This is a genomic window from Ensifer sp. GW101-20A05, from assembly GCF_059424735.1.
In genome coordinates, this window is record NZ_JBWKZT010000001.1 from 758,318 (window position 1) to 778,622 (window position 20,305).

Sequence of the window (20,305 nt, forward strand, 5' to 3'; positions counted from 1 at the left end):
GCGCCCATATTTGGAGCAAGCAGAAATTTGTGTAGGCAACCAAACGGTTACACCTGCGACCACGTCGCAAAATACACTACCGCGATGGCCAAATATTGAGTCCGAATTGCAGCGTCACAGCTCCCGCAAAATTGGCAAAAATCAGCAAGAAAAAACCAAAGGTTGACATTGCAATACTTTACCTCTATCTCTGGCAAATCGATATTTGCTTGCTAAGCTTTGGTTACCGCGCATCTAGCAACTGCGCCCTGAACGAACCTTCCTTTCAAAAATCGCTATCACCATCCGCAGCGCTCCCGCGTCGCGGTCGTTCAATATGCTATGAGAGGGTTCATCATGACCACCGGCACAGTTAAATGGTTTAATTCCACCAAGGGCTTCGGCTTCATTCAGCCTGACAACGGCGGCCCGGACGCCTTCGTCCACATCTCCGCCGTCGAACGCGCTGGCATGCGCGAAATCGTCGAAGGCCAGAAGGTCTCCTACGACATGGAGCGCGACAACAAGTCGGGCAAGATGTCGGCCTGCAATCTTCAGGCGGCCTGAATCGGTATCGGCTCTCCCTTGACCACGGATGTACTGGCACTGCCGAGAGCATGATACCCATCAAGGTCAGGCAATATGCCTGGCCTTTTTTATTTCCGCGCATCGAATGCACGTTCCCGCGACTGCGTTGCACATCGGGAATGACGTGACTGCCGTCGACGCGCCTGTAAGATCGGGATCCCCCATGACAGAGACCCACACCAAATCGCGCCAGCGGGCCGAGATTGCCTTTGCCAAGGAGCAATCGCAATTCTTTGCTCGAGGCAGCGCAGTCGAGGAACTCGACGCCATCGTCCAGGCACGCGAAGAGAAGACCTCGCGCCTGCGCGAAGCACGCCTGGCGAAGGAATTGCAAGATCGTCTGGCGGGTGCTGCCGCCCCCATTTCGAAACGCGTCAGAAAAACCTGACCTTCAGTCAGGGTGACACCTCAACTGGAAGAGAGACTTGAGAAACATCAGAAACAGTGAACTCACCGACCGTCGCAGCGCCGCTGCCGATGCGAAGAAAGCGCTTCTTGAAGCCTACCGCGCGGCAAAGGAAGCCGCAGAACCGACCCAGCTCGCCCGCCAGGCCGAGCGTCAGGCAGTCGCTGCCGCCCGCGAGGAACGGCGCGCTGGTCGCGAACGGGCGAAGGCCGAGGAGCGCGAGCGTTTGGAAGCCGAGGCGGCAGAGCGCGAGGCCGCAGTTACAGCCGCTGCCAGAGCCGAAATCGAAGCACGCGAGGCCGCTGAGAAGAACCGCATTTCGCGCGTGATCGAGGACGAGGCTGCGCGCAAGGCCGAACGCGACCGGCGCTACGCCAACCGCAAGGCGCGACAGGCATAAAGGCAACTTACGGCCAGCGCGCCGGCATGGCGCCGCCATGCCAGGCTGCAACTGGGCGCTGCCTCAAAGATTGATCGAAAACGCCGCGCGTCCGTTGAGGGCGCGCGGCGTTTTTTTATGATCAGCCGCGCTTCATTTCCAGAACGCGGTTGGCAGCCGAAACGATCGCTTCGAGCGAAGCGGCCACGATATTGGTGTTGATACCGGCACCGAACAGTTTTCCGCCCGGATGCTCCATCTCGACATAGGCAATGGCCGCCGCGTTGGAGCCGTGCTGCAGTGAGTGCTCGGAATAGTCAGCGACCGAAAGATCGATGCCGAGGTAGATCGACAGCGCGTTGATGAAGCCGTCGATCGGGCCGGTGCCCTTGCCTTCGATGCGCTTCACCTCGCCATTGTCGGTGATCTCGGCGGCCACCACGCGCACGCCCTTGTGCTCGCCGACCGGATAGGTGTGGTGATCGACGAACTTGATGCGCGCGCCCGGCTGCTCGACATAGCGCTCGATGAAGCGCTCGTGGATGCGCCTGGAGGGCACCTCCTTGCCTTCCTCGTCGGTAATGCGCTGGATGTCTTCGCGGAACTCGACCTGGAGGTTGCGCGGCAGGTTGATGCCGTAATCCTCCTGCAGGATGTAGGCGATGCCGCCCTTGCCCGACTGCGAGTTGATGCGGATGATCGCCTCGTAGGAACGGCCGACGTCGCGCGGATCAATTGGCAGATACGGCACTTCCCAGAGCGGCTTGTTGGCCGTCTTGATCGCCTTCATGCCTTTGTTGATCGCGTCCTGGTGCGAACCAGAGAAGGCCGTATAGACCAGCTCGCCGACGTATGGATGGCGCTCCGGAATGACCATCTGGTTGGAGTATTCGTAGACTTCCTTGATCCGCTCGATGTCCGAGCAGTCGAGCTGCGGGTCGACGCCTTGCGTGAACATGTTCAGCGCCAGGGTGACGACGTCGACGTTGCCGGTGCGCTCGCCATTGCCGAACAGCGTGCCTTCGACGCGGTCGGCGCCAGCCATCAGGCCGAGCTCGGTGGCGGCAATGCCGGTGCCGCGGTCGTTGTGCGGGTGCAGCGAGATGATCAGGTTTTCGCGGTTGTCGAGGTTGCGGCACATCCATTCGATCTGGTCGGCATAGATGTTCGGCGTCGCCATCTCGACGGTCGAGGGCAGGTTCAGGATCAGCTTGTTTTCGGGAGTCGGCTTGACGATTTCGGTGACCGCATTGCAGATCTCCAGCGCCACTTCGAGTTCGGTGCCGGTAAAGCTCTCGGGCGAATACTCGAAGCGGTAGCCGCCACCGGCCTTGGCCGCCATGTCGGTGATCATCTTGGCAGCGTCGGTGGCAATCTGCTTGATGCCGGCGACATCCTTGGCAAACACCACGCGGCGCTGCAATTCACTGGTGGAATTGTAGAAATGCACGATCGGCTGGTGGGCGCCCTCGAGCGCTTCGAAGGTGCGGGTGATCAACTCGGGCCGGCACTGCACCAGCACCTGCAGCGACACGTCCTTGGCGACGTTGCCCTCCTCGATGCACCAGCGGGCAAAGTCGAAGTCGGTCTGCGAGGCCGAGGGGAAGCCGATCTCGATTTCCTTGAAGCCCATGTCGAGCAGCAGCTGGAACATGCGGGCCTTGCGATCGTGACCCATCGGGTCGATCAGCGACTGGTTACCGTCGCGCAGGTCAACCGAGCACCAGATCGGCGCCTTGGTGATCGTCTTCGACGGCCAGGTGCGGTCGGTGAGTGCGATCTGCGGGTAAGGCTGATACTTCACCGACGCTTCCGGCATGCCGTTCTTGATGGAATGGGACTTCTGGATCATTGCAGCTTCTCTTCATCACTGAGCGCTCTGGCAGCATTGCCATAACCGATCGGGGACCGGATTGCGATGGCAAATGCCGCGGCGGGCGCGCCTTTGTCCTAAAACTCTATGGGGGTCGAGGAGCATCCGCCGGCGTGGCTTTTCGGCCGCCGGGCGCTCCTCAGCGAACCCGGCAACCGCGAGTAAGGCCGAGAAGAAGAAGCGATGCGAAGGCGCGCGACGGCGCACGATTGTCATCGTGTCCGGCGGGGATCGAGGCGATCCGATATGCGTCAGCCTTGGTCATGGTCAAAGCCTATACACGGCTTGCCGAACCGGAGCAAGCGGCACAATGCGCGCAGGTCGCTGCAAAAGAAAAGGGCACCGCCGCGATGCCGGTGCCCTTCATATCCGTTCGGCTGAAGCGAACTCAGATGTCCGCAGCCGAGGTGATGATGCGCGACACGAGACCATAGCTCTTGGCCTCTTCAGCCGACAGCCAGTAATCGCGCTCGGTGTCCTTGGCGATCTTTTCGACCGTCTGGCCGGTCGCTTCGGAGAAGATCTTGTTGAGGCGCTCGTTCATCTTGATGATTTCGCGTGCCTGGATCTCGATGTCCGAAGCCATGCCGCGGGTGCCGCCCGACGGTTGGTGAAGCAGGAAGCGGGTGTTCGGCAGGCAAAGGCGACGCTCCTTGGGAACGCCGACATAAATCAGCGCGCCGGCGGATGCGACCCAGCCGGTGCCGATCGTCCAGACCTTCGGCTTCACGAACTTGATCATGTCGTGAATGCTGTCGCCGGATTCAACGTGGCCGCCCGGCGAACTGACGAAGAGACGGATGTCCTCATCGCTGGCCGACGCAAGCGCCACGAGCTGCGAGCACACTTTCTGCGCCAGTTCCTGGGTGATCGTGCCGTAGATGAAAATCGAACGCGACTTGAAAAGGTTCGCCTCCGTTTCCTTGCCGAGCGGCAATTCGGTCTTCTTGTCGTCCTCGTCGTCGTTGTCGTACATCCGTGTTTCTCCGGCGTCTCATGAAGTCTTCAGTCAAAGTCAGATAATGCGACTCGACGCCGAAGACAATGCAACAAACCGAAGCGGCGACAAAGCGGCAAGGCGCACTTCGCTTATGGTAAAAACACCTACCGCCAAATGCCGTATAGACAGGTGGACAAAGGCCAATAAAATCAACCGCGCCAAACATTCAGAACGGGGCCATCCTCCCAGGCCTCGCCGATCCATGGGGACACGCATGAACAGACGCATCCTGATTGCTGCCGCGGCACTGATCGCTTCCGCCGCCCCGGCCTTCGCCCACCTCAACCCGGAAGAAAACGGCTCGTTTGCGGCCGGCTTCTCGCATCCGCTCTTCGGCCTCGACCATATCCTCGTCATGGTTGCCGTCGGCCTCTGGGCCGCCCAGATTGGCGGCCGGGCACTGTGGATCGTGCCGACGGCCTTCGTCTCCATGATGGCGGCGGGCTTCGCGCTCGCCACGGCCGGCGTCGGACTGCCCTTCGTCGAGCCGGCGATCTTGGCCTCTGTGGTCGCACTCGGCCTGCTCGTCGCCATGGCGGTGCGCCTCGACACCGCTGCATCGGCGGCCATCGTCGGCGTCTTTGCCCTCTTCCACGGCCACGCCCATGGCGGTGAGCTTGGCAGCGCCGGGGCGCTCGCCTTCTCGGTCGGCTTCATTGGCGCGACCGCAGCGCTTCATGTAGCCGGCATCGGTCTCGGCATCGCCCTTCAGCGCCTTTCCGGCGGCAACGTGCTGGCACGTATCCTCGGCGGGCTGACGGCAGTTGCGGGTGCAGCCCTGATCTTCGGCTGAGATCAGGAAACGTGCAGCACGGACGTATTATCTTTCTGAACGGCACGTCCAGTTCCGGAAAATCCACGCTGGCAAAGGCGCTCCGGGAAATCCTCCCGGAGCCCTTCTGCTACTATGCGTCAGATCAGCTTGCCGACGCCGGCTTTGGGGTGCTCAAGCGTGGCATGCACCATGGGATGCGCGGCGAACGCAACAGGTTCTTCGACGGATTTCACCGCTCGATTGCGGCTTTCGCCGAGGCCGGCAACGATCTGATCGTCGAGCATATCGTCGAGGAGAAAAGCTGGTCCGACGAGATCAGAAAACTGACAGCACATCTGGGCGTCTTCTGGATCGGCGTTCATGCGCCTATCGAAGACCTTGAGCGTCGCGAGCGCGGCGATCGCACGATCGGTGAAGCCCGTTTTCACCTCAAGACGCATGCCCACTGCAACTACGACCTCGAAGTGGATACGCACGAACCAACCGATCAGGTTGCCGCGCGCATCGCTGATGCCTGGCGCCAACGCCGGGCTTTCAAGCCGTAGCGGAGACCCCGCTTTTTCCCTTACCCGCGACCGCGATAGGTCGGCACGCCCTGATCGGGCAGCCACAGACCCTCCGGCGGCTTGCCGGTCTGCCAGAAGACATCGATCGGGATGCCGCCACGCGGGTACCAATAGGCGCCGATACGCAACCAGCGCGGCGAAAGCAGCGAGACGAGCCGCTGGGCGATCTCGATCGTGCAATCCTCGTGGAAGGCGCCGTGGTTGCGGAAGGAATGCAGGAACAGTTTCAGCGACTTCGATTCCACCAGCCACTCATCCGGCACATAGTCGATGACGATATGGGCGAAATCCGGCTGCCCGGTCATCGGGCAGAGCGAGGTGAACTCCGGCGCGGTGAAGCGCACCAGATAGTCCTTGCCCTTGTTGCCGCTCGGCACCCGCTCCAGCACCGCCTCTTCCGGGCTTTGCGGCAGGTCGACCTTCGCGCCCAATTGCGAGAGGCCAGATACGTCAGTCTTGCTCATTTGCCTGTTGCTCCGTGAGAACATCCGCGCGTGGGTTCGGTCGATACCGGCTTGCGCCCTCGCCGACCCGCCCCGTTTGCGGCCCTTAAATCAGAACTGCCTTAAGAAGGAAATCTTCTCGCAGTTCAAGCGATATCGGCCGTTTGTGTTTTCAATGGCGCGCTGACGTCGTCTTGACGCGCACGCCGTGCGCCTTCTCGCCCTCCGGCTCCACATGGATCGCTATCCTGGCGCCCGGATGCACCACACGGATCGCATCCTCGATCCGGTCGCAGATATCGTGCGCCTCGCCGACCGGCATCGCTTCCGGCACGACCATGTGGAAGTCCACAAAGATGGCCGGACCGGCCTGACGGGTCTTGAGATCGTGCACGCCGAGCGACCCCGCGGCATTGGCGGCGATCGCCTGCTTGATCGCCTCTTCCTCTTCCCCCGAAACCGCCCGGTCCATCAATCCATCGATCGAACGCGAGATCACCATCCAGCCCTGGAAGAGGATGTTGCAGGCGACGACGACGGCGAGCAGGGGGTCGAGGATCGCGTAGCCGGTCGCGATGGCAAGCACGAGGCCGACGAGAACGCCGATCGAGGTGACGACATCCGACAGGATATGGTGACCATCGGCACTCAGCGCCGGTGAGCGATGGTTGCGGCCGGCTGTGATCAGCACATAGGCCCAGATGGCGTTGACGACACCCGCGGCGAAGTTGATCGCCAGGCCCAGAGCCGGCGCTTCCATCACCACCGGCGCCATGATCGCCGGCACCGCTTCCCAGACGATCAAAAGAGCTGCAACGACGATCAGCACGCCTTCGATGACGGCTGAAAAATACTCCGCCTTATGGTGGCCAAAGGGATGGCCGGCATCCGCCGGCTTGGAAGCATAACCGATCATCAGATAGGCGATCACTGCAGCGATCACGTTGACCGTGGATTCGAGACCATCGGACAAAAGGGCCACCGAGCCGGTGAGCCACCAGGCAAGAAGCTTCAGCCCCAGCACGGCCAGAGACAGCGGAATGCCCCAAAAGGCAAGCCGCAGGACGGTTCTGTTGTCGGACGCAGACATTTTTATCATTCCCTATGCAGATGCAAACGAGTTGCAAACGCAAGCCCATTGAAACGCAAAACCGCCCGCGCGAATTTCGCGCAGGCGGTCTATCGCTAAGCATATGAGCGATTGGGCCCCGCTTGTCAAAGCTTGGTTCGGCTGGCTCCGGTTTCTCCGCAGGCAATGACCTCGAGGGCCAACAGCTTGGCTTCGATTTCGTCGCCGTCGGCAACCTTGCTACCCCGGCCAATGAAGAAGAACACGACGGCTGCGGTCGCAACCGTGATGCCAGTCAGCAGCCAAAGCAGGGCATTGAACGCATCGCCATAGGCCTGCAGCAGCGTGGCCTGAGGTGTCCCCGGTGCGAGCAACGCTGCTTCCGCGAGGTTGCCAGTCACGATGCGCTGCGCCATCGCGGCCGCATTTGCGCCGGCCACCGGCCCCAGCTTCGAGGCGGTGAGCGCCGAGAGAACTGCGGTCACGATTGCGAGCGCCACCCCCTCGCCTGCAACACGCGTGGTGCTGAAGATCCCCGTCGCCATGCCCGCGCGCTCCTTCGGCACGACGCTGACGGCAAGCCCGTCCATCAGCCCCCAGGGCAGGCTGATGCCAAGTCCTATCAACAGCAGAGGTGCGAGCAGCACGGTCGGCTCGGAACCCACCGGAAACCTGCTTAGCCAGAAGAGCCCTGCCGCCGAGAACAGCAAGCCCGCTCCACAGATCGCTGCCGGCGTGAACCAGCGCGTCAACGGGCCTGCGGCAATTGGCAGGATCAGAAGCGGCGCAGACATCGCGATCATCATCTGGCCACCTGAGACCGCGCTCATGCCCTCGATACCGATGAAACGCACGGGAAGCAGGATGAGTAGGACGACGAAGCCATAGGCGGGAGCTGCCGCAAGCAATTGCACGCCGACGAAGCGTGGATAGCGAAAAAGCGTCAGATCGAGCATGGGCCGCGCGACCGACCGCTCGATCCGCCAGAAGGCCAGAAAGAAAAGTACGGAGGCCGCGAACATGGCGACCACGAGCGGGTGGCTCCAGCCGCTTTCCGGTGCCTGCAAAATGCCGAAGGTGAGCGCAGTCAGCGCCGCGGTGAAACTCGCAGCTCCCTTCCAGTCGAGGCCCGTGGCATCCGGATCCCGCGTCTCCCGCATGAAAACCGCTCCGAGCGCCAGCGCCAGGCCAGCGAGAGCAACGACGAGCAGGAAGATCGCGGGCCACCCGAAGGCCTCGACCATGAGGCCGGAGGCGATTGGCCCGAAGGCGAGGCCGACGCCGAAGCTGGCGCCAACGAGACTGAAGGCTCTCAGCCGCTCGTTTCCTTCGAATTCCTGGGCGAGCGAGGCCATGCCGCCGGAGAAGGCGGCGGCTGCCCCGATCCCTTGAAGCGCTCGCAACACGTCGAACCAGACGATGTTGCCGGCGAATGCCAGAGCAGCCGAGAACAGCAGGAAGGCAGCAAGACCGCCGAGGAAGACGCGCTTGCGACCGAAACTGTCGGCAACGGCCCCTGCCGCCATCAGCGAGCTGCCGAAGGTCAGCATGAAGGCATTGGTGACCCAATTGAGCGCGATCGGATCGGCGCCGAGGCTGCGGCTGATCGAAGGCAACGCCACGGCTGGTCCCGTGAAGGTGAGCGGCATCGCGGCCGCCGCGCAGCAAACCGCGAGGAGCACGAACCGGCGTCCGCGCCCGTCTTTGAACTTTTCTCTCATATCGTCCATCCGTTGGAGCAAAGGAGATACCCACACAGACTTCCTGGAAACCTGCAGCTGGACGTCCGCCGCTTGGGTATCGATTGACGAATGCAGGATAGTTTCGCCATAATCTGTTGAGTATTGCGCCGAGAGGACAGGCATACCGGAACAGAACGCTCGAATAGGAAGTCAGCAATGGATCGCCTGAGTGGATTGACCGCCTTCGTGCGCACCGCCGATCTCGGCAGCTTCGTCGCCGCCGGGCGCGTGCTCGGCCTGTCCGCCTCCGCGGTCGGCAAGGCAGTCACTGCTCTCGAAAAGCAGCTCGGAGTGCGCCTGCTGCAGCGCTCGACCCGTAGTATCCGGCTGACCGAGGAGGGACGCCTCTTTCACGAGCGCTGCCGCCGCATTCTCGACGACCTCGACGATGCAGAAGCCTCATTGGCCGAGGCGGTGGCCGTTCCGCGCGGACGGCTGCGTGTCAGCGTGCCGATCGTCAGCTACCATCTGCTGTTACCGGTGCTGCCGGAGTTCGTGCGGCGCCATCCCGAAATCGAGCTCGACCTCGACTTCAACGACCGCATCGTCGATCTGATCGACGAGGAAGTCGACGTCGCCATCCGCAGCGGCGTCCTGCCGGATTCCCGGCTGATGACCCGGGCGCTGCGACCGTTCCAGCTTCTGCTCTGCGCCGCCCCCGCCTATCTCGATCGGCACGGCACACCCGAATGCCCGCGTGACCTCGACGGGCACCATGCGATCCGCTTCCGTTTTCCCAACAGCCGGAAGCTGCAGGAATGGCCGATCGCCATGCCCTCAGACGGACCCGGACCGCAAATCAAGACCGTGCTCTACAGCAACAACATGGAGGCGCTCAGCGGCGCCGTCCTCAGCGGGCTTGGCGTCGGCTGCCTGCCGGATTTCCTCGCGCGCCAGCCGCTCAGTGACGGCCGGCTCCGCACGGTGCTTGACGCTTATCTTGACGCTCCCGGACAGTTTCACCTCCTCTGGCCGTCAAACCGCCATCTATCGCCAAAGGTGCGTGTGTTCGTCGATTTCCTGAGCGAACGGCTTTTTGCCGATCGCTGCGAGCGCGCGCCAGCCATTCAGGCGACACGGTAGGAATAAAAAGGGCCACCTCCATGACGGAAGCGGCCCCTTGGTTCTTCAATATCGTCAAGATCTTCCCAACGTCAGCATCGCCCGAATGCGGGAATGCTCAGGCGGCCTTGATCTTGGCGCGCTTGGCAAGATGCGCCACGACGTTCTCGATCATACGCATGCCGGCGTCGCCGCCAAGCGTCATGATCGATTCCGGATGGAACTGCACTGCAGCCACCGGTTCCTTGGTGTGCTCGATACCCATGATCGTGCCGTCTTCGCTTTCAGCTGTAATCATGAAGTCGTTAGGCAAGCTCGACGGATCGGCGAAGATCGAGTGGTAGCGCCCGACGGTCACTTCCTTGCCGAGACCGGAGAAGACGATGCCCGGTTCCAGCACGCGGATGCGCGACGGCTTGCCGTGCATCGGGATCGCGAGTTGGCGCAGGTCCCCGCCATAGGCTTCGGCAAGCGCCTGCAGGCCAAGGCAGACGCCGAAGATCGGCAGGTCGCGGGCCCGCGCCTTCTTGATCGTTGCCCTGCAGTCGAAATCTTTCGGATTGCCAGGCCCGGGTGAAAGCACGACGAGATCCGGCCTGACGCGATCGAAGATCTCTTCCGCCACCGGCGTGCGCACCGTCGTGACGGTTGCCCCCGTCTGGCGGAAATAGTTCGCCAGCGTATGAACGAAGCTGTCTTCGTGATCGACGAGCAGGATGTTGACGCCGGCGCCGACCGCCGCAACGTCGCGGCTTGCCTTGCCGGCGTTGGCGGATTTCGCGTCGCGAATGGCAGCGATCATGGCGGAGGCCTTCAGTTCGGTTTCGGCTTCTTCTTCTTCCGGGTTTGAATCGTAGAGCAGCGTCGCCCCTGCCCTGACCTCGGCGATGCCGTCCTTGATGCGGATCGTGCGCAGCGTCAGGCCCGTGTTCATGTCGCCGTTGAAGCCGACCATGCCGATCGCGCCACCATACCATGCGCGCGGGCTCTTCTCATGGCTTTCGATGAAGCGCATGGCCCAGAGCTTCGGCGCACCGGTGACCGTCACCGCCCAGGCATGGCTCAGGAAGCCGTCGAAGGCATCCATGTCGTCGCGCAGGCGTCCTTCGATATGGTCGACCGTGTGGATCAGCCGCGAATACATCTCGATCTGGCGGCGGCCGATGACCTTGACCGAGCCGGGCACGCAGACGCGGCTCTTGTCGTTGCGGTCGACGTCCGAGCACATGGTGAGCTCGGATTCGTCCTTCTTGGAATTCAAGAGCTTCAGAATCTGCTCGCTGTCGGCGATCGGGTCGTCGCCGCGCTTGATCGTACCCGAGATCGGGCAGGTCTCGATGCGGCGGCCGGAAACGCGAACGAACATTTCCGGCGAAGCGCCGACGAGATATTCCTGGTTTCCGAGATTGATGAAGAAGGAATAGGGCGACGGATTGATCGCCTTCAGCCGATTGGAGATTTCCGAAGGCTTGCTCTCGCAGCGCTCGAAGAACTTCTGGCCGGGCACCACTTCGAACAGATCGCCACGGCGGAAGCTCTCCTTCGCCTTGACGACGAGCTCGGCATATTCGCCGGGGCGATGGTCGCCATGCGGCGGGATGCTGTCGACTGTCTGGAATGGTTCGCTCGCGATCTCGTCCGCCTTGCCTTCGGTCGTCTTGCCATCCTTGGCGAAATCGTAGCGGTCGATCCAGGCCTTGGCGGCATAGTGGTCGACGACGAGGATCTCGTCCGGCAGGAACAGCACCATGTCGCGCTGGTCGTCGGGACGCTTGAGCTTCAGGTCGATCGCGTCGAACTGGAAGGCGAGATCGTAGCCGAAGGCGCCATAAAGGCCGAGGCTCGCGTCCTCGGCCGAATGGAAGAGATTGGTGACGGCGCGCAGCACGCTGAACACCGTCGGCATCTTCGAGCGCTCTTCCTCGGTGAAGACGCGGTCAGGCTGATTGATCGTCAGATCGAGGCGGCGGCTGGTCGAGGCGCCGAGGGTGATGTCCGCTACTGTCTTCAGGTGCTCGGCGATGATCGACAGCAGCACTTCGCCACGGTCGTTATAGGCTTCGATCCAGAGCGCGCGGCCGAACGAGGAAATGCCGAGCGGCGGATCGACGACGGCCGTGTCCCAACGGGTGTAGCGGCCGGGATATTCATAGTTGGAGGAAAACACCGCGCCGCGGCGTTCATCGAGCTTGTCCACATAGCTCGCGATCGCCTGCGTATAGGAGGCTTCGCGTCGCCTGCGCGTCACCACGATGCCGCCTTTGGTGGTGTAGCTCTCCGCTCCGCCCTCGAGAATTACCGTTGCCATTCGCCTCGCTCCGTAAAAGCCCGGTCCTTGAGCGGCCCAACATGAAAAAAGCCGCCTCGAAATCTCCGGGCGGCTTCATCTCTCAATCACGCATGACTGGTCAAGGCCGCTTCAGCGAGCCCACCACCAGGTCGAAATGTTGCGTGCATTTTCCATGGGCGAAAGTGTTAGCGTGGGTTGATGCCTTGCGCAAGCGGGAAAGCCGCGCCGGATATCACGGATCGATCAAAAAAAGAGGCGGCTCTTGCGAGCCGCCCGACTGGAGTTGATCTGATCCTATCAGAACTTCGCCTTCGCCGTAACCAGGAAGGTGCGACCGCGGCCCGTATCGATCGTGCTGCCTGCAATCGTGCTCGACGACGGCGTGTAGGTCTTGTCGAACAGGTTCGTCACCGTCGCCGTCACCTCGAAGCCGTTCTCGAACTTGTAGTTCGCGAAGAGGTCGACGAGGCCATAGCCCGGAACGTTCGGCGGCGTGCGGTTGATCTCGCCGACGAATGCGTTCGACACGGCATAGAGCCGCGTGCCGACCGTCAGGCGCTGGTCTTCGAGGAAGCGCGCACCGAGCGTTGCGCTGATGATGTTGTCGGGCAGATAGCTCTGGACACCGAATCCATTGACCTGCGAAGGCAAATTGCTGTCGGTGTAGGTGTAGGCGAGATCACCGAAGACATAGCCGGCATCATAGGCCGCCTGGAGTTCGAAGCCCTGCACCGTCGACGTGCCGGGATTGTTGACGAAGAAGATCTGGCGACCGCCACCCAGCAGCGCTGCGGTGATGTAGTTGTCGATGCGGTTGTGAAAGTAGTTCGCCTTCACACGCAGGCTGTCGCTGGGATCGAGCAGCCCGTCGAAGGTGAAGTTCGCACCGATTTCCCAGCCCTTCGAGATTTCAGGCTCGAGGAACGGATTGGGGAAGAACGACTGGCCGCTCGTACCGGGGTGCGTGCCACCTGCAAAGGTTTCGTTGACAGTCGGCGAGCGCGAGGTCTCGGCGTAGGTCACGTAGGGCTGGATCCAGTCCGTCGGGTTGAGCGCGACCGTGACGCTCGGATTGAGACGGCCGTCGGACTTGTCGACCGTGTAGGGACCCGCCGGCAGGCCGATCGGGTTGCCTCGCACCACGGCGCCGGAGCCATCGAGGCTGAAGTGATCCCACCGCAGGCCGGCCGTCAGGTCGACGATGCCATAGGTGAAGGTCGTGTTGCTGAAGACGCCGGTCGTGGCATTAGTGCCGCTGCCGTTGACGCCGCCAGACGGGCGCGCCGTGCTGTTGATGACGTCATAGTCGTCGCGGAAGTATTCGACGCCGTAGTTCGCCCGGACGGCAACCTCACCGAGATCGAACAGCGAGGTGTTCGAGATATCGAAGCCCTTGCCCGTGTCGGTGATGCGACGACCGGCCGCCGTGCCGCCACCGCGAATATCGGTGTCATACTTCATCTTCAGCCGGTTCCAATAGGCGTTCGCCCGGAAATCGATGAGTTCGTTGTCCGGCGTATAGGAATAGCTGGCCGAAACGGTCTGGTTCTTCACGTTCTGGAAGTAGGAGTTCGCGAAGAAGTCGTTGTCATAGGTGATGCCGGTGAGCTTGAAGGTGTGGTCCTGATCCGGAGTCACCTCGAACTTCAACAGGCCGGAAAGCAGGTCTTCCTCGGTGTAAGGCACCGTTACGCCGTTGCCGTTGTCGTAGTTGCCGGGATCAGCCTTGCTGATGCCGCCGAGCACCGAGAAGACGTCGTTGAAACGATAGGCACCGATCAAAGATTCCGACCAGCCGGCCTCGTTGCTGCCGTAGGTGGCAGAAGCGATGCCGCCGTAGTTCTTGCCGTCCTGGATCAGGTCTTCGACGTCGTAGGTCTTGAAGTTGACCGAACCGGCCAGCGCGCCGCCGCCGACACCGGTGACGGCACCGCGGGTGACATCGATCTCGGACAGGAATGCCGGATCGAAATAGGCAAAGCCCTGGGCTTCATGGCCGGTGAAGCGGAAGTTCTGGCGCACACCGTCGATCATCATGTTGACGCGGCCGGAACCCTCGAAGCCGCGGATGTTGACAGCGACGCCCGGGTTCTGCGGGTTGTTGGCGGTCGACGTGCCGGGAACGCCGCGCAGCAGGTCGTCGGTCTCGAGACCGGATTGCAGGTCGATCTGGTCGGACGTGACGACGCTGACCGGGCCGGCCTTGGCATAGGGGTCAGCGGTGCGCGAGCCCTTGGCAACGATCGGCGACAGATAGGTTTCGCCCTTCTTGGTCTCCTCAGCCTTTTTCTCTTCCGGCTTTGCCTGGGTTGTCGGGCTCTGGGCGAATGCGACGGTGGCGACTGAAATTGCAAGAGTTGTCGTGCAAGCCAACAGGGCCTGGCGACGATGCCGGGTGAGCATGGACCAATCCTTTGAGGTTCGAGGCCGGGCTTGCTGTTGAGCGGCAAACTCAAGGGGCTGGCTGGGCGCGTTCTGGGCGTTGCGACATGTCGTCGCCTCATTTATGCCGCATAAAAAACATGAGTCTATTTGTCAACATATAAAGATACTCCCCACAATTTGTGGGGTCGTGCCAATTCGAGGCGTTGCCGAACTGCAACGCTTTTGCCGGAGAGTTGGAGCGGACGAGGAAAAGTGCATGCGGCCTTCCGCCCGCATCCCGCTCTAATTTATTGGAATCGGTCACGTTTATGATTTGGTCGATTCCAACCAAAACATCGCGATCTCATGAAACCAGATCCGGTTCTGCGCGTTCCCTCCGCTCAAAGCCCGCCGCGCGGGCAGTGAGAAAGGTACTGGATGCGTCGCTCTTTCCCCTTGATCCTGCTGTCACTCCTGATCCTGACGGGCGCCAGCCTGCCGAAACACGGCCCCATCCCGATAGAAAAGCCGCCGACGGATGCAGGAGCGGAAGAGGCTGTTCCCACACCCGACAAGAAGCCGGCGGCACCGGCGGACGACGGCAAGGGCGCGACGGAGAAAGGGCCGACGGCAGCCAACGGCGAACAGCCCGTTCCGCAGCCGAAGCAGGCGGATGGAGACGAGCAATCGACAAAGGACAAGAAGCCGCCGGCGGACGAAAAGGACCAGCGCGCGGACGAGAAGAAGGATGCCGAGCCAGCGCCGGCGCCAATCGTCTATCCACCGGTCGAGACGGAGAATGCTGCCGAATATGCCAAGTGCCTTACCGACCTGAAAGCGGTTGGCGCGACGTTTGTCGAAGCCAAGCGCATCGACGACGGCAAGGGCTGCGGCATCGACAAGCCACTGGAGGTCACCAGCATTCTGCCCGACGTTACGCTCGCGCCCAAGGGAGTGATGCGGTGCGAAACGGCGCTGGCGCTGGCACGCTGGACAAAGGAAGCCGCCCAGCCGGCTGCCGAGGTCGCCTTCGACAAGAACATCAAGATCAAGGCGCTGAACCAGGCGTCGACCTATATCTGCCGCCTGCGCAACAATGCAACGTCAGGCAAGATCTCCGAACATGCCCACGGCAACGCCGTCGACATCGCGTCCTTCCGCTTGAGCGACGGAACGACGATCGCCATCCAGCCGCGCGACGAGGACGGCACGATAGACGGCGCCTTCCAGCGCGCGGTCACCGCCTCCGCCTGCCTGTATTTCAAGACTGTGCTCGATCCCGGCAGCGACGCCGCCCACGAAACCCACCTGCATCTCGACGTGATCGATCGGCGCAATGACTATCGCTATTGCCGCTAGGCGGGGATCACCTGGCCCGGTCGCCGCAACTCAGTCATTGCTATAGCCGAGGGCGACAAACTCGCCCTCGAAACGCCCGGCCACCGCGTCGCCGTCAAGCAGGTCGGCAACGACCACGGCCCGCGCCCTGCCCCGCCGTTCGAGCAATCGCAGAAAGCTCGGCCACTGCCCGGCATTCGCGAACGACGAGCGAGCCGAAAAGGCGCCGGCCACCGGCTTTAGATAGTCCATGCGGTTGCTCTGGATCACCAGGCGCGCAGCCACGCCGCTTTTGCGCAACCGCACATGCAGGAGCGACCAGGCCGACAGGATCGATAGCGCCGAGGCGCTGCCGCCGAACACCGTCTCGCGATGATTGATGTTGGGTGCCAGAGGCGCGGAAAGCAGGACATGATCTTCCGCTATGTCCTCTACCTGAACCTGCATCGCCGCCGAAAGCGGGATATGGGCGTGAAGATAGGTCTGCAAATCCTGGGGCGTCATTGCGGTGTCCATGTGTCTGCTACAGCGGCGTACGCCTTGCGTGTCGCGCAAGGTCGCCCCCGATCAATGCACGAGACCCCATGTCCTGGCCAGTGCCGCAGGCCCGCGTTCAGTCGCCTCTCGCCAGCCTCATAACCACAAAGATACCGGTCGGCGCGCCTTGCAGGACCGCACCCCGGCTCCCAAATACAGGCATGAGGAAAATCCACCCGTTTTGCGCCCAGTCTCAAGGAAATGTGTCATGGCATTGACGATCTACCAGCTCTCCATTCCCGCATTCATTCGCGGTCTTGGTGTGCTCACCAAACTGCTCGACAAGGCCGAGGCTCATGCGCGCGACAACGGCATCTCCCCTGATGATCTCGTCATTGCCCGGCTGACGCCGGACATGCTGACGCTTGCCGGCCAGGTGCAGCGAGTGAGCGACACGAGCAAGGGTCTGGTCGGGCGCCTGACTTCGATCGAGGTTCCCCGTTTTCCGGACGAGGAAAAGACCCTGGACGAACTGCGTCAGCGCATCGCCAACACGGTTGCTTTTCTTGAAATTGTGCGCCCCGTCGACCTGGAGGATAGCGGCAGCCGCGAGGTCGTCCTCAACTTCCCGACCCTGAAAGTGACGCTCACGGGCGAAGAGTATCTGCTGAGATTCGTTCTGCCAAACTTCTATTTCCACCTGACGACGGCCTACGACATCCTGCGTCACAAGGGCGTCTCGATCGGCAAGGCCGACTTCCTCAGCCTCACTGCCTAACTTCCATTCTGGAAGCGAAGATAAAGGAATGCAAAACACGACAACGCCGCGCATCCCGAAGGACGCGCGGCGTTGTTTCGATCAGGCCAGTCGGTCGCTCTAGAACAGCCCCTCGATGTAACCCCGCTCGTTCAGGAAGATCTTCTCCGACGACGGCACTTTGGGAAGGCCGGGCATGGTCATGATCTCGCCGGTGATGACCACGATAAAACCGGCGCCGGCCGCAAGTCGCACCTCGCGGATCGGCACCGCATGGCCGCTCGGCGCGCCGCGCAGGTTCGGGTCGGTCGAGAAGGAATATTGTGTCTTGGCCATGCAGATCGGCAGGTGGCCATAGCCCTGGTTCTCCCAGGTGTGCAGTTGATCGCGCACCGACTTGTCGGCGATCACTTCGCTCGCATGATAGATGTCCTTGGCGATTGTCTCGATCTTGTGGAAGAGCGGCATGTCATCCGGATAGAGCGGCGAGAACTGCGAATGGCCGCCCTCGGCCAGATCCGCCACCTTGCGCGCCAGTTCTTCGATTCCCGCCGACCCCTCGGCCCAATGCCGGCAGAGCACGGCGTCGGCACCGAGTGTCGCCACATAGTCCTTGATCGCCTGAATCTCGGCCTCGGTGTCGGAGGTGAAGTGGTTGATCGCGACGATCGCGGGAACGCCGAACTTCTTAACGTTCTGCACATGGCGCCCGAGGTTGGCACAGCCCTTGCGCAGGGCCTCCAGGTTTTCCTTGCCGAGATCGTCCTTCTTCACGCCGCCATTCATCTTGATCGCTCGGACGGTGGCGACGATCACCGCGGCATCGGGCTTCAGCCCCGCCTTGCGGCACTTGATGTCGAAGAATTTTTCTGCACCGAGATCGGCGCCGAAGCCGGCTTCCGTCACGACATAGTCGGCGAGCTTCAGCGCCGTCGTCGTCGCGATCACCGAATTGCAGCCATGGGCGATATTGGCGAAGGGACCGCCATGCACGAAGGCCGGATTGTTTTCCAATGTCTGCACCAGGTTCGGCTGCATCGCGTCCTTGAGCAGCACCGCCATCGCGCCATCGGCCTTGATGTCGCGCGCAAACACCGGGCTCTTGTCGCGTCGGTTGCCGACGATGATATTGCCGAGGCGCTTCTCGAGATCCTTCAGATCGGTTGCCAGGCAGAGGATGGCCATGACCTCGGAGGCAACGGTGATGTCGAAACCGGTCTCGCGCGGATAACCATTCGCGACACCACCGAGCGGCCCGACTATGCTGCGCAGTGCCCGGTCGTTCATGTCCATAACGCGACGCCAGGCGATGCGGCGGATGTCGACGTTCTGCTCGTTGCCCCAGTAGATGTGATTGTCGAGCAGCGCCGCGAGCAGATTGTGCGCTGAAGTAATGGCGTGGAAATCGCCGGTGAAATGGAGGTTCATGTCCTCCATGGGCACCACCTGTGCGTAACCGCCGCCGGCGGCTCCGCCCTTGATACCGAAGCAGGGGCCGAGCGACGCTTCGCGGATGCAGACGATCGCCTTCTTGCCGATGCGGTTGAGCCCGTCGCCGAGGCCGACCGTCGTCGTCGTCTTGCCTTCGCCGGCCGGCGTCGGATTGATCGCCGTCACCAGGATCAGGTGGCCGTTCTTCTTTTCGCGCTGCCGGGCGATGAAATCGGCACCGATCTTCGCCTTGTCGTGGCCGTAGGGCAGCAGATCTTCCGCTGGAATGCCGAGTGCCGCCCCGATCTCCTGGATCGGCTTTTTCTTCGCCGCACGCGCAATCTCGATATCGGACTTAACCTCGGTCATGACATGTCCCCTCCCCAGGGTCTCGTTTTCATCCACGCCTTTCAAGGCGCAGTTCGCGATGCCGGAGCGGAATGAGGAAACGTGTCTGCGGCTTTCGGCCCGCATCCCGCTTTAACTCAAGTAAGGTCTGCGGCAGCGCCCGGAAGTTCAGGCGCCACCTTGCCGTTCCGCCCTATCGGGCGAGGATATCGCGCATTTCGACGATGTTCGAGCGTACCCTCAGCGTATAGAAGCCCATCGTCGCCAGATGCGTCGGCATGATCCAGCCGGCCTCCTCGCCGTTGGAGATGATCAGCGGCTGGATGCGCAATGCGGCGCGCAGTTGCTTGATCGTTTCCGTCCAGATCGGCGTCAGGCCGCGCTGGGCAACGACGTTGTCGAAGTCGGCGCCGGCGGCCGACAGAATGCCGTAATAACCGTAGAGCTGGCCATAGGCGAACCAGAAGCGGTCGTCGGCGCGCGTGTCGAACCAGCCGCCATTGTGGTTTTCCGACCGTTCGCGAATGATCGCCGAGGTGTTGCCGAGATCGTTGGCAACACGGTCGAGGAATTCGACGAGGTTGTCGGAGCGGCCGTCGAAGATCGCTTCGCATTTGCCGAGCGAGATGTTGAAGGCCCTGAGGTCCTTCATCGCCGCCCGGTAGAAGCTCGGCGTCGGCGTCTTCGGGCCAAACGGGTTCAGGCCGAAATACCAGGTCTCCTCATCGAACTGGATATTGCCGCGCGCACTCTGCAGGTCGCTGTTGATGCCGGACGTGCCGCGCACGCGACCAAGCGAATCGACCAGTTCGACCGAGGTGCGGCGCACCGCCTGGTTGATGCCGCGCTGGAACGACGCCTTGTTGTCGAGCCAGGGCGTGTCGTCCCAGTCAAGCCCGAAGAAACCGAGCTTGTAGAGCAGCATCGACGATATCCACGCATTCTCGTTGACATTGTAATCGATAAGGTCGGCGGCGACATCGACGATTGCCGAGGTCTGGCACACGGTACCGGCAGGCAATTGCACCACCGCCAGCGCCTCCGGTGTCGATTCGGTCTGCGGTGCAGCCGCCGCCGCAAGGTTGGTTGCCGCCGCACCGGTCGTCGATTGGCCGGTCGTCGCGCCCGGGCCGCTCTTCGGCGAGCCCGCCGGCACCTTGTGCTCGGCCAGCTTGTAACGCTCGACATAGTCAGGATCGAAGTTCGTCCAGGCCTGCGTCTGCCAGATGAAATAGCCGTAGAGGAAGATGAGGCCGAGCAGAACGATGCCGATTGGTCCTTTGATGATCCAGCTCCGCTGCCGATACCAGTTACCGGCCGCGACGAACGGCCAGAGCAGCCAGGCAACGGCGAGACCTATGCCGCGGCCGATCGCGGTAAAGACCCGCTGGAAAAACGCTACGATCGGATCGAACATG

At 61.9% G+C, this 20,305-nt stretch carries 19 protein-coding genes; 8 read left to right on the forward strand and 11 right to left on the reverse strand.

Annotated elements, in window-relative coordinates:
- Positions 1–336 precede the first annotated feature (336 nt).
- The 3 genes from AC070A_RS03865 (at position 337) to AC070A_RS03875 (ending at position 1,373) form a co-directional block, all read left to right on the forward strand.
- Positions 337–546, forward strand: coding sequence for a cold-shock protein (locus tag AC070A_RS03865; protein WP_053248201.1), 210 nt, complete (start codon positions 337–339; stop codon positions 544–546).
- 184 nt (positions 547–730) lie between these two features.
- Positions 731–955: a hypothetical protein gene (locus AC070A_RS03870; RefSeq protein WP_057253071.1), complete on the forward strand. Its 225-nt coding sequence runs from the start codon at positions 731–733 to the stop codon at positions 953–955.
- A 37-nt stretch (positions 956–992) separates the two neighbouring features.
- On the forward strand, positions 993–1,373 hold the full coding sequence (locus AC070A_RS03875) for a DUF6481 family protein (RefSeq protein WP_113737064.1): 381 nt from the start codon (positions 993–995) through the stop codon (positions 1,371–1,373).
- A gap of 121 nt (positions 1,374–1,494) precedes the next feature.
- Here AC070A_RS03875 and leuA read toward each other — a convergent pair whose 3' ends face one another.
- Both leuA and AC070A_RS03885 read right to left on the reverse strand, forming a co-directional pair.
- Positions 1,495–3,204: a 2-isopropylmalate synthase gene (leuA, locus tag AC070A_RS03880; RefSeq protein ID WP_057253066.1), complete on the reverse strand. Its 1,710-nt coding sequence runs from the start codon at positions 3,202–3,204 to the stop codon at positions 1,495–1,497.
- Positions 3,205–3,613: 409 nt separating this feature from the next.
- Positions 3,614–4,201: an ATP-dependent Clp protease proteolytic subunit gene (locus AC070A_RS03885; protein WP_057253064.1), complete on the reverse strand. Its 588-nt coding sequence runs from the start codon at positions 4,199–4,201 to the stop codon at positions 3,614–3,616.
- A 238-nt stretch (positions 4,202–4,439) separates the two neighbouring features.
- Between AC070A_RS03885 and AC070A_RS03890 the strand changes: the two genes are divergently transcribed.
- Entirely contained in the window at positions 4,440–5,018 is a 579-nt protein-coding gene (locus AC070A_RS03890; RefSeq protein WP_113737087.1) for a HupE/UreJ family protein, read from the forward strand.
- 11 nt (positions 5,019–5,029) lie between these two features.
- Entirely contained in the window at positions 5,030–5,545 is a 516-nt protein-coding gene (locus AC070A_RS03895; RefSeq protein ID WP_162770942.1) for a chloramphenicol phosphotransferase CPT family protein, read from the forward strand.
- Between the two features lie 20 nt (positions 5,546–5,565).
- Here the strand turns inward: AC070A_RS03895 and queF are convergent, their stop codons facing one another.
- The 3 genes from queF to AC070A_RS03910 all read right to left on the reverse strand — a co-directional run bounded on the left by queF (position 5,566) and on the right by AC070A_RS03910 (position 8,799).
- On the reverse strand, positions 5,566–6,030 hold the full coding sequence (queF, locus tag AC070A_RS03900; protein ID WP_057253061.1) for a preQ(1) synthase: 465 nt from the start codon (positions 6,028–6,030) through the stop codon (positions 5,566–5,568).
- A gap of 151 nt (positions 6,031–6,181) precedes the next feature.
- On the reverse strand, positions 6,182–7,099 hold the full coding sequence (locus AC070A_RS03905) for a cation diffusion facilitator family transporter (RefSeq protein WP_058326530.1): 918 nt from the start codon (positions 7,097–7,099) through the stop codon (positions 6,182–6,184).
- A gap of 125 nt (positions 7,100–7,224) precedes the next feature.
- The gene (locus AC070A_RS03910) at positions 7,225–8,799 is read right to left on the reverse strand and encodes an MFS transporter (protein ID WP_218373512.1); all 1,575 of its coding nucleotides are present in this window, start codon (positions 8,797–8,799) and stop codon (positions 7,225–7,227) included.
- Between the two features lie 177 nt (positions 8,800–8,976).
- Between AC070A_RS03910 and AC070A_RS03915 the strand changes: the two genes are divergently transcribed.
- Positions 8,977–9,903, forward strand: coding sequence for a LysR family transcriptional regulator (locus AC070A_RS03915; protein ID WP_093233997.1), 927 nt, complete (start codon positions 8,977–8,979; stop codon positions 9,901–9,903).
- A 97-nt stretch (positions 9,904–10,000) separates the two neighbouring features.
- Here the strand turns inward: AC070A_RS03915 and AC070A_RS03920 are convergent, their stop codons facing one another.
- From AC070A_RS03920 to AC070A_RS03930, 3 genes are all read right to left on the reverse strand, one after another.
- Positions 10,001–12,190 carry an anthranilate synthase gene (locus tag AC070A_RS03920; RefSeq protein WP_113737061.1) on the reverse strand — a complete coding sequence of 730 codons (2,190 nt, stop codon included), beginning with the start codon at positions 12,188–12,190 and terminating at the stop codon, positions 10,001–10,003.
- A 111-nt stretch (positions 12,191–12,301) separates the two neighbouring features.
- Positions 12,302–12,346: a trpE operon leader peptide TrpLE gene (trpLE, locus tag AC070A_RS03925; RefSeq protein ID WP_192494823.1), complete on the reverse strand. Its 45-nt coding sequence runs from the start codon at positions 12,344–12,346 to the stop codon at positions 12,302–12,304.
- A 123-nt stretch (positions 12,347–12,469) separates the two neighbouring features.
- Positions 12,470–14,575 (reverse strand): TonB-dependent receptor domain-containing protein, encoded by a 2,106-nt coding sequence (locus AC070A_RS03930; RefSeq protein WP_162770941.1) that lies wholly within the window; start codon positions 14,573–14,575, stop codon positions 12,470–12,472.
- 399 nt (positions 14,576–14,974) lie between these two features.
- Here AC070A_RS03930 and AC070A_RS03935 point away from each other — a divergent pair, with 399 nt between their 5' ends.
- Positions 14,975–15,895, forward strand: coding sequence for an extensin-like domain-containing protein (locus tag AC070A_RS03935; protein ID WP_113737059.1), 921 nt, complete (start codon positions 14,975–14,977; stop codon positions 15,893–15,895).
- Positions 15,896–15,925: 30 nt separating this feature from the next.
- On the opposite strand, the gene AC070A_RS03940 is transcribed toward AC070A_RS03935, so the two are convergent.
- A complete protein-coding gene (locus AC070A_RS03940; RefSeq protein WP_058326570.1) occupies positions 15,926–16,378 on the reverse strand; it encodes a YiiD C-terminal domain-containing protein in 453 nt (150 codons plus the stop codon).
- Positions 16,379–16,619: 241 nt separating this feature from the next.
- Here AC070A_RS03940 and AC070A_RS03945 point away from each other — a divergent pair, with 241 nt between their 5' ends.
- A complete protein-coding gene (locus AC070A_RS03945) occupies positions 16,620–17,129 on the forward strand; it encodes a DUF1993 domain-containing protein (RefSeq protein ID WP_113737058.1) in 510 nt (169 codons plus the stop codon).
- A 99-nt stretch (positions 17,130–17,228) separates the two neighbouring features.
- On the opposite strand, the gene AC070A_RS03950 is transcribed toward AC070A_RS03945, so the two are convergent.
- Both AC070A_RS03950 and AC070A_RS03955 read right to left on the reverse strand, forming a co-directional pair.
- Complete coding sequence (locus AC070A_RS03950; RefSeq protein ID WP_113737057.1) at positions 17,229–18,908, reverse strand: formate--tetrahydrofolate ligase; 1,680 nt, start codon at positions 18,906–18,908, stop codon at positions 17,229–17,231.
- Positions 18,909–19,080: 172 nt separating this feature from the next.
- Positions 19,081–20,304 (reverse strand): DUF2333 family protein, encoded by a 1,224-nt coding sequence (locus tag AC070A_RS03955; protein WP_057253042.1) that lies wholly within the window; start codon positions 20,302–20,304, stop codon positions 19,081–19,083.
- Position 20,305: the final 1 nt, after the last annotated feature.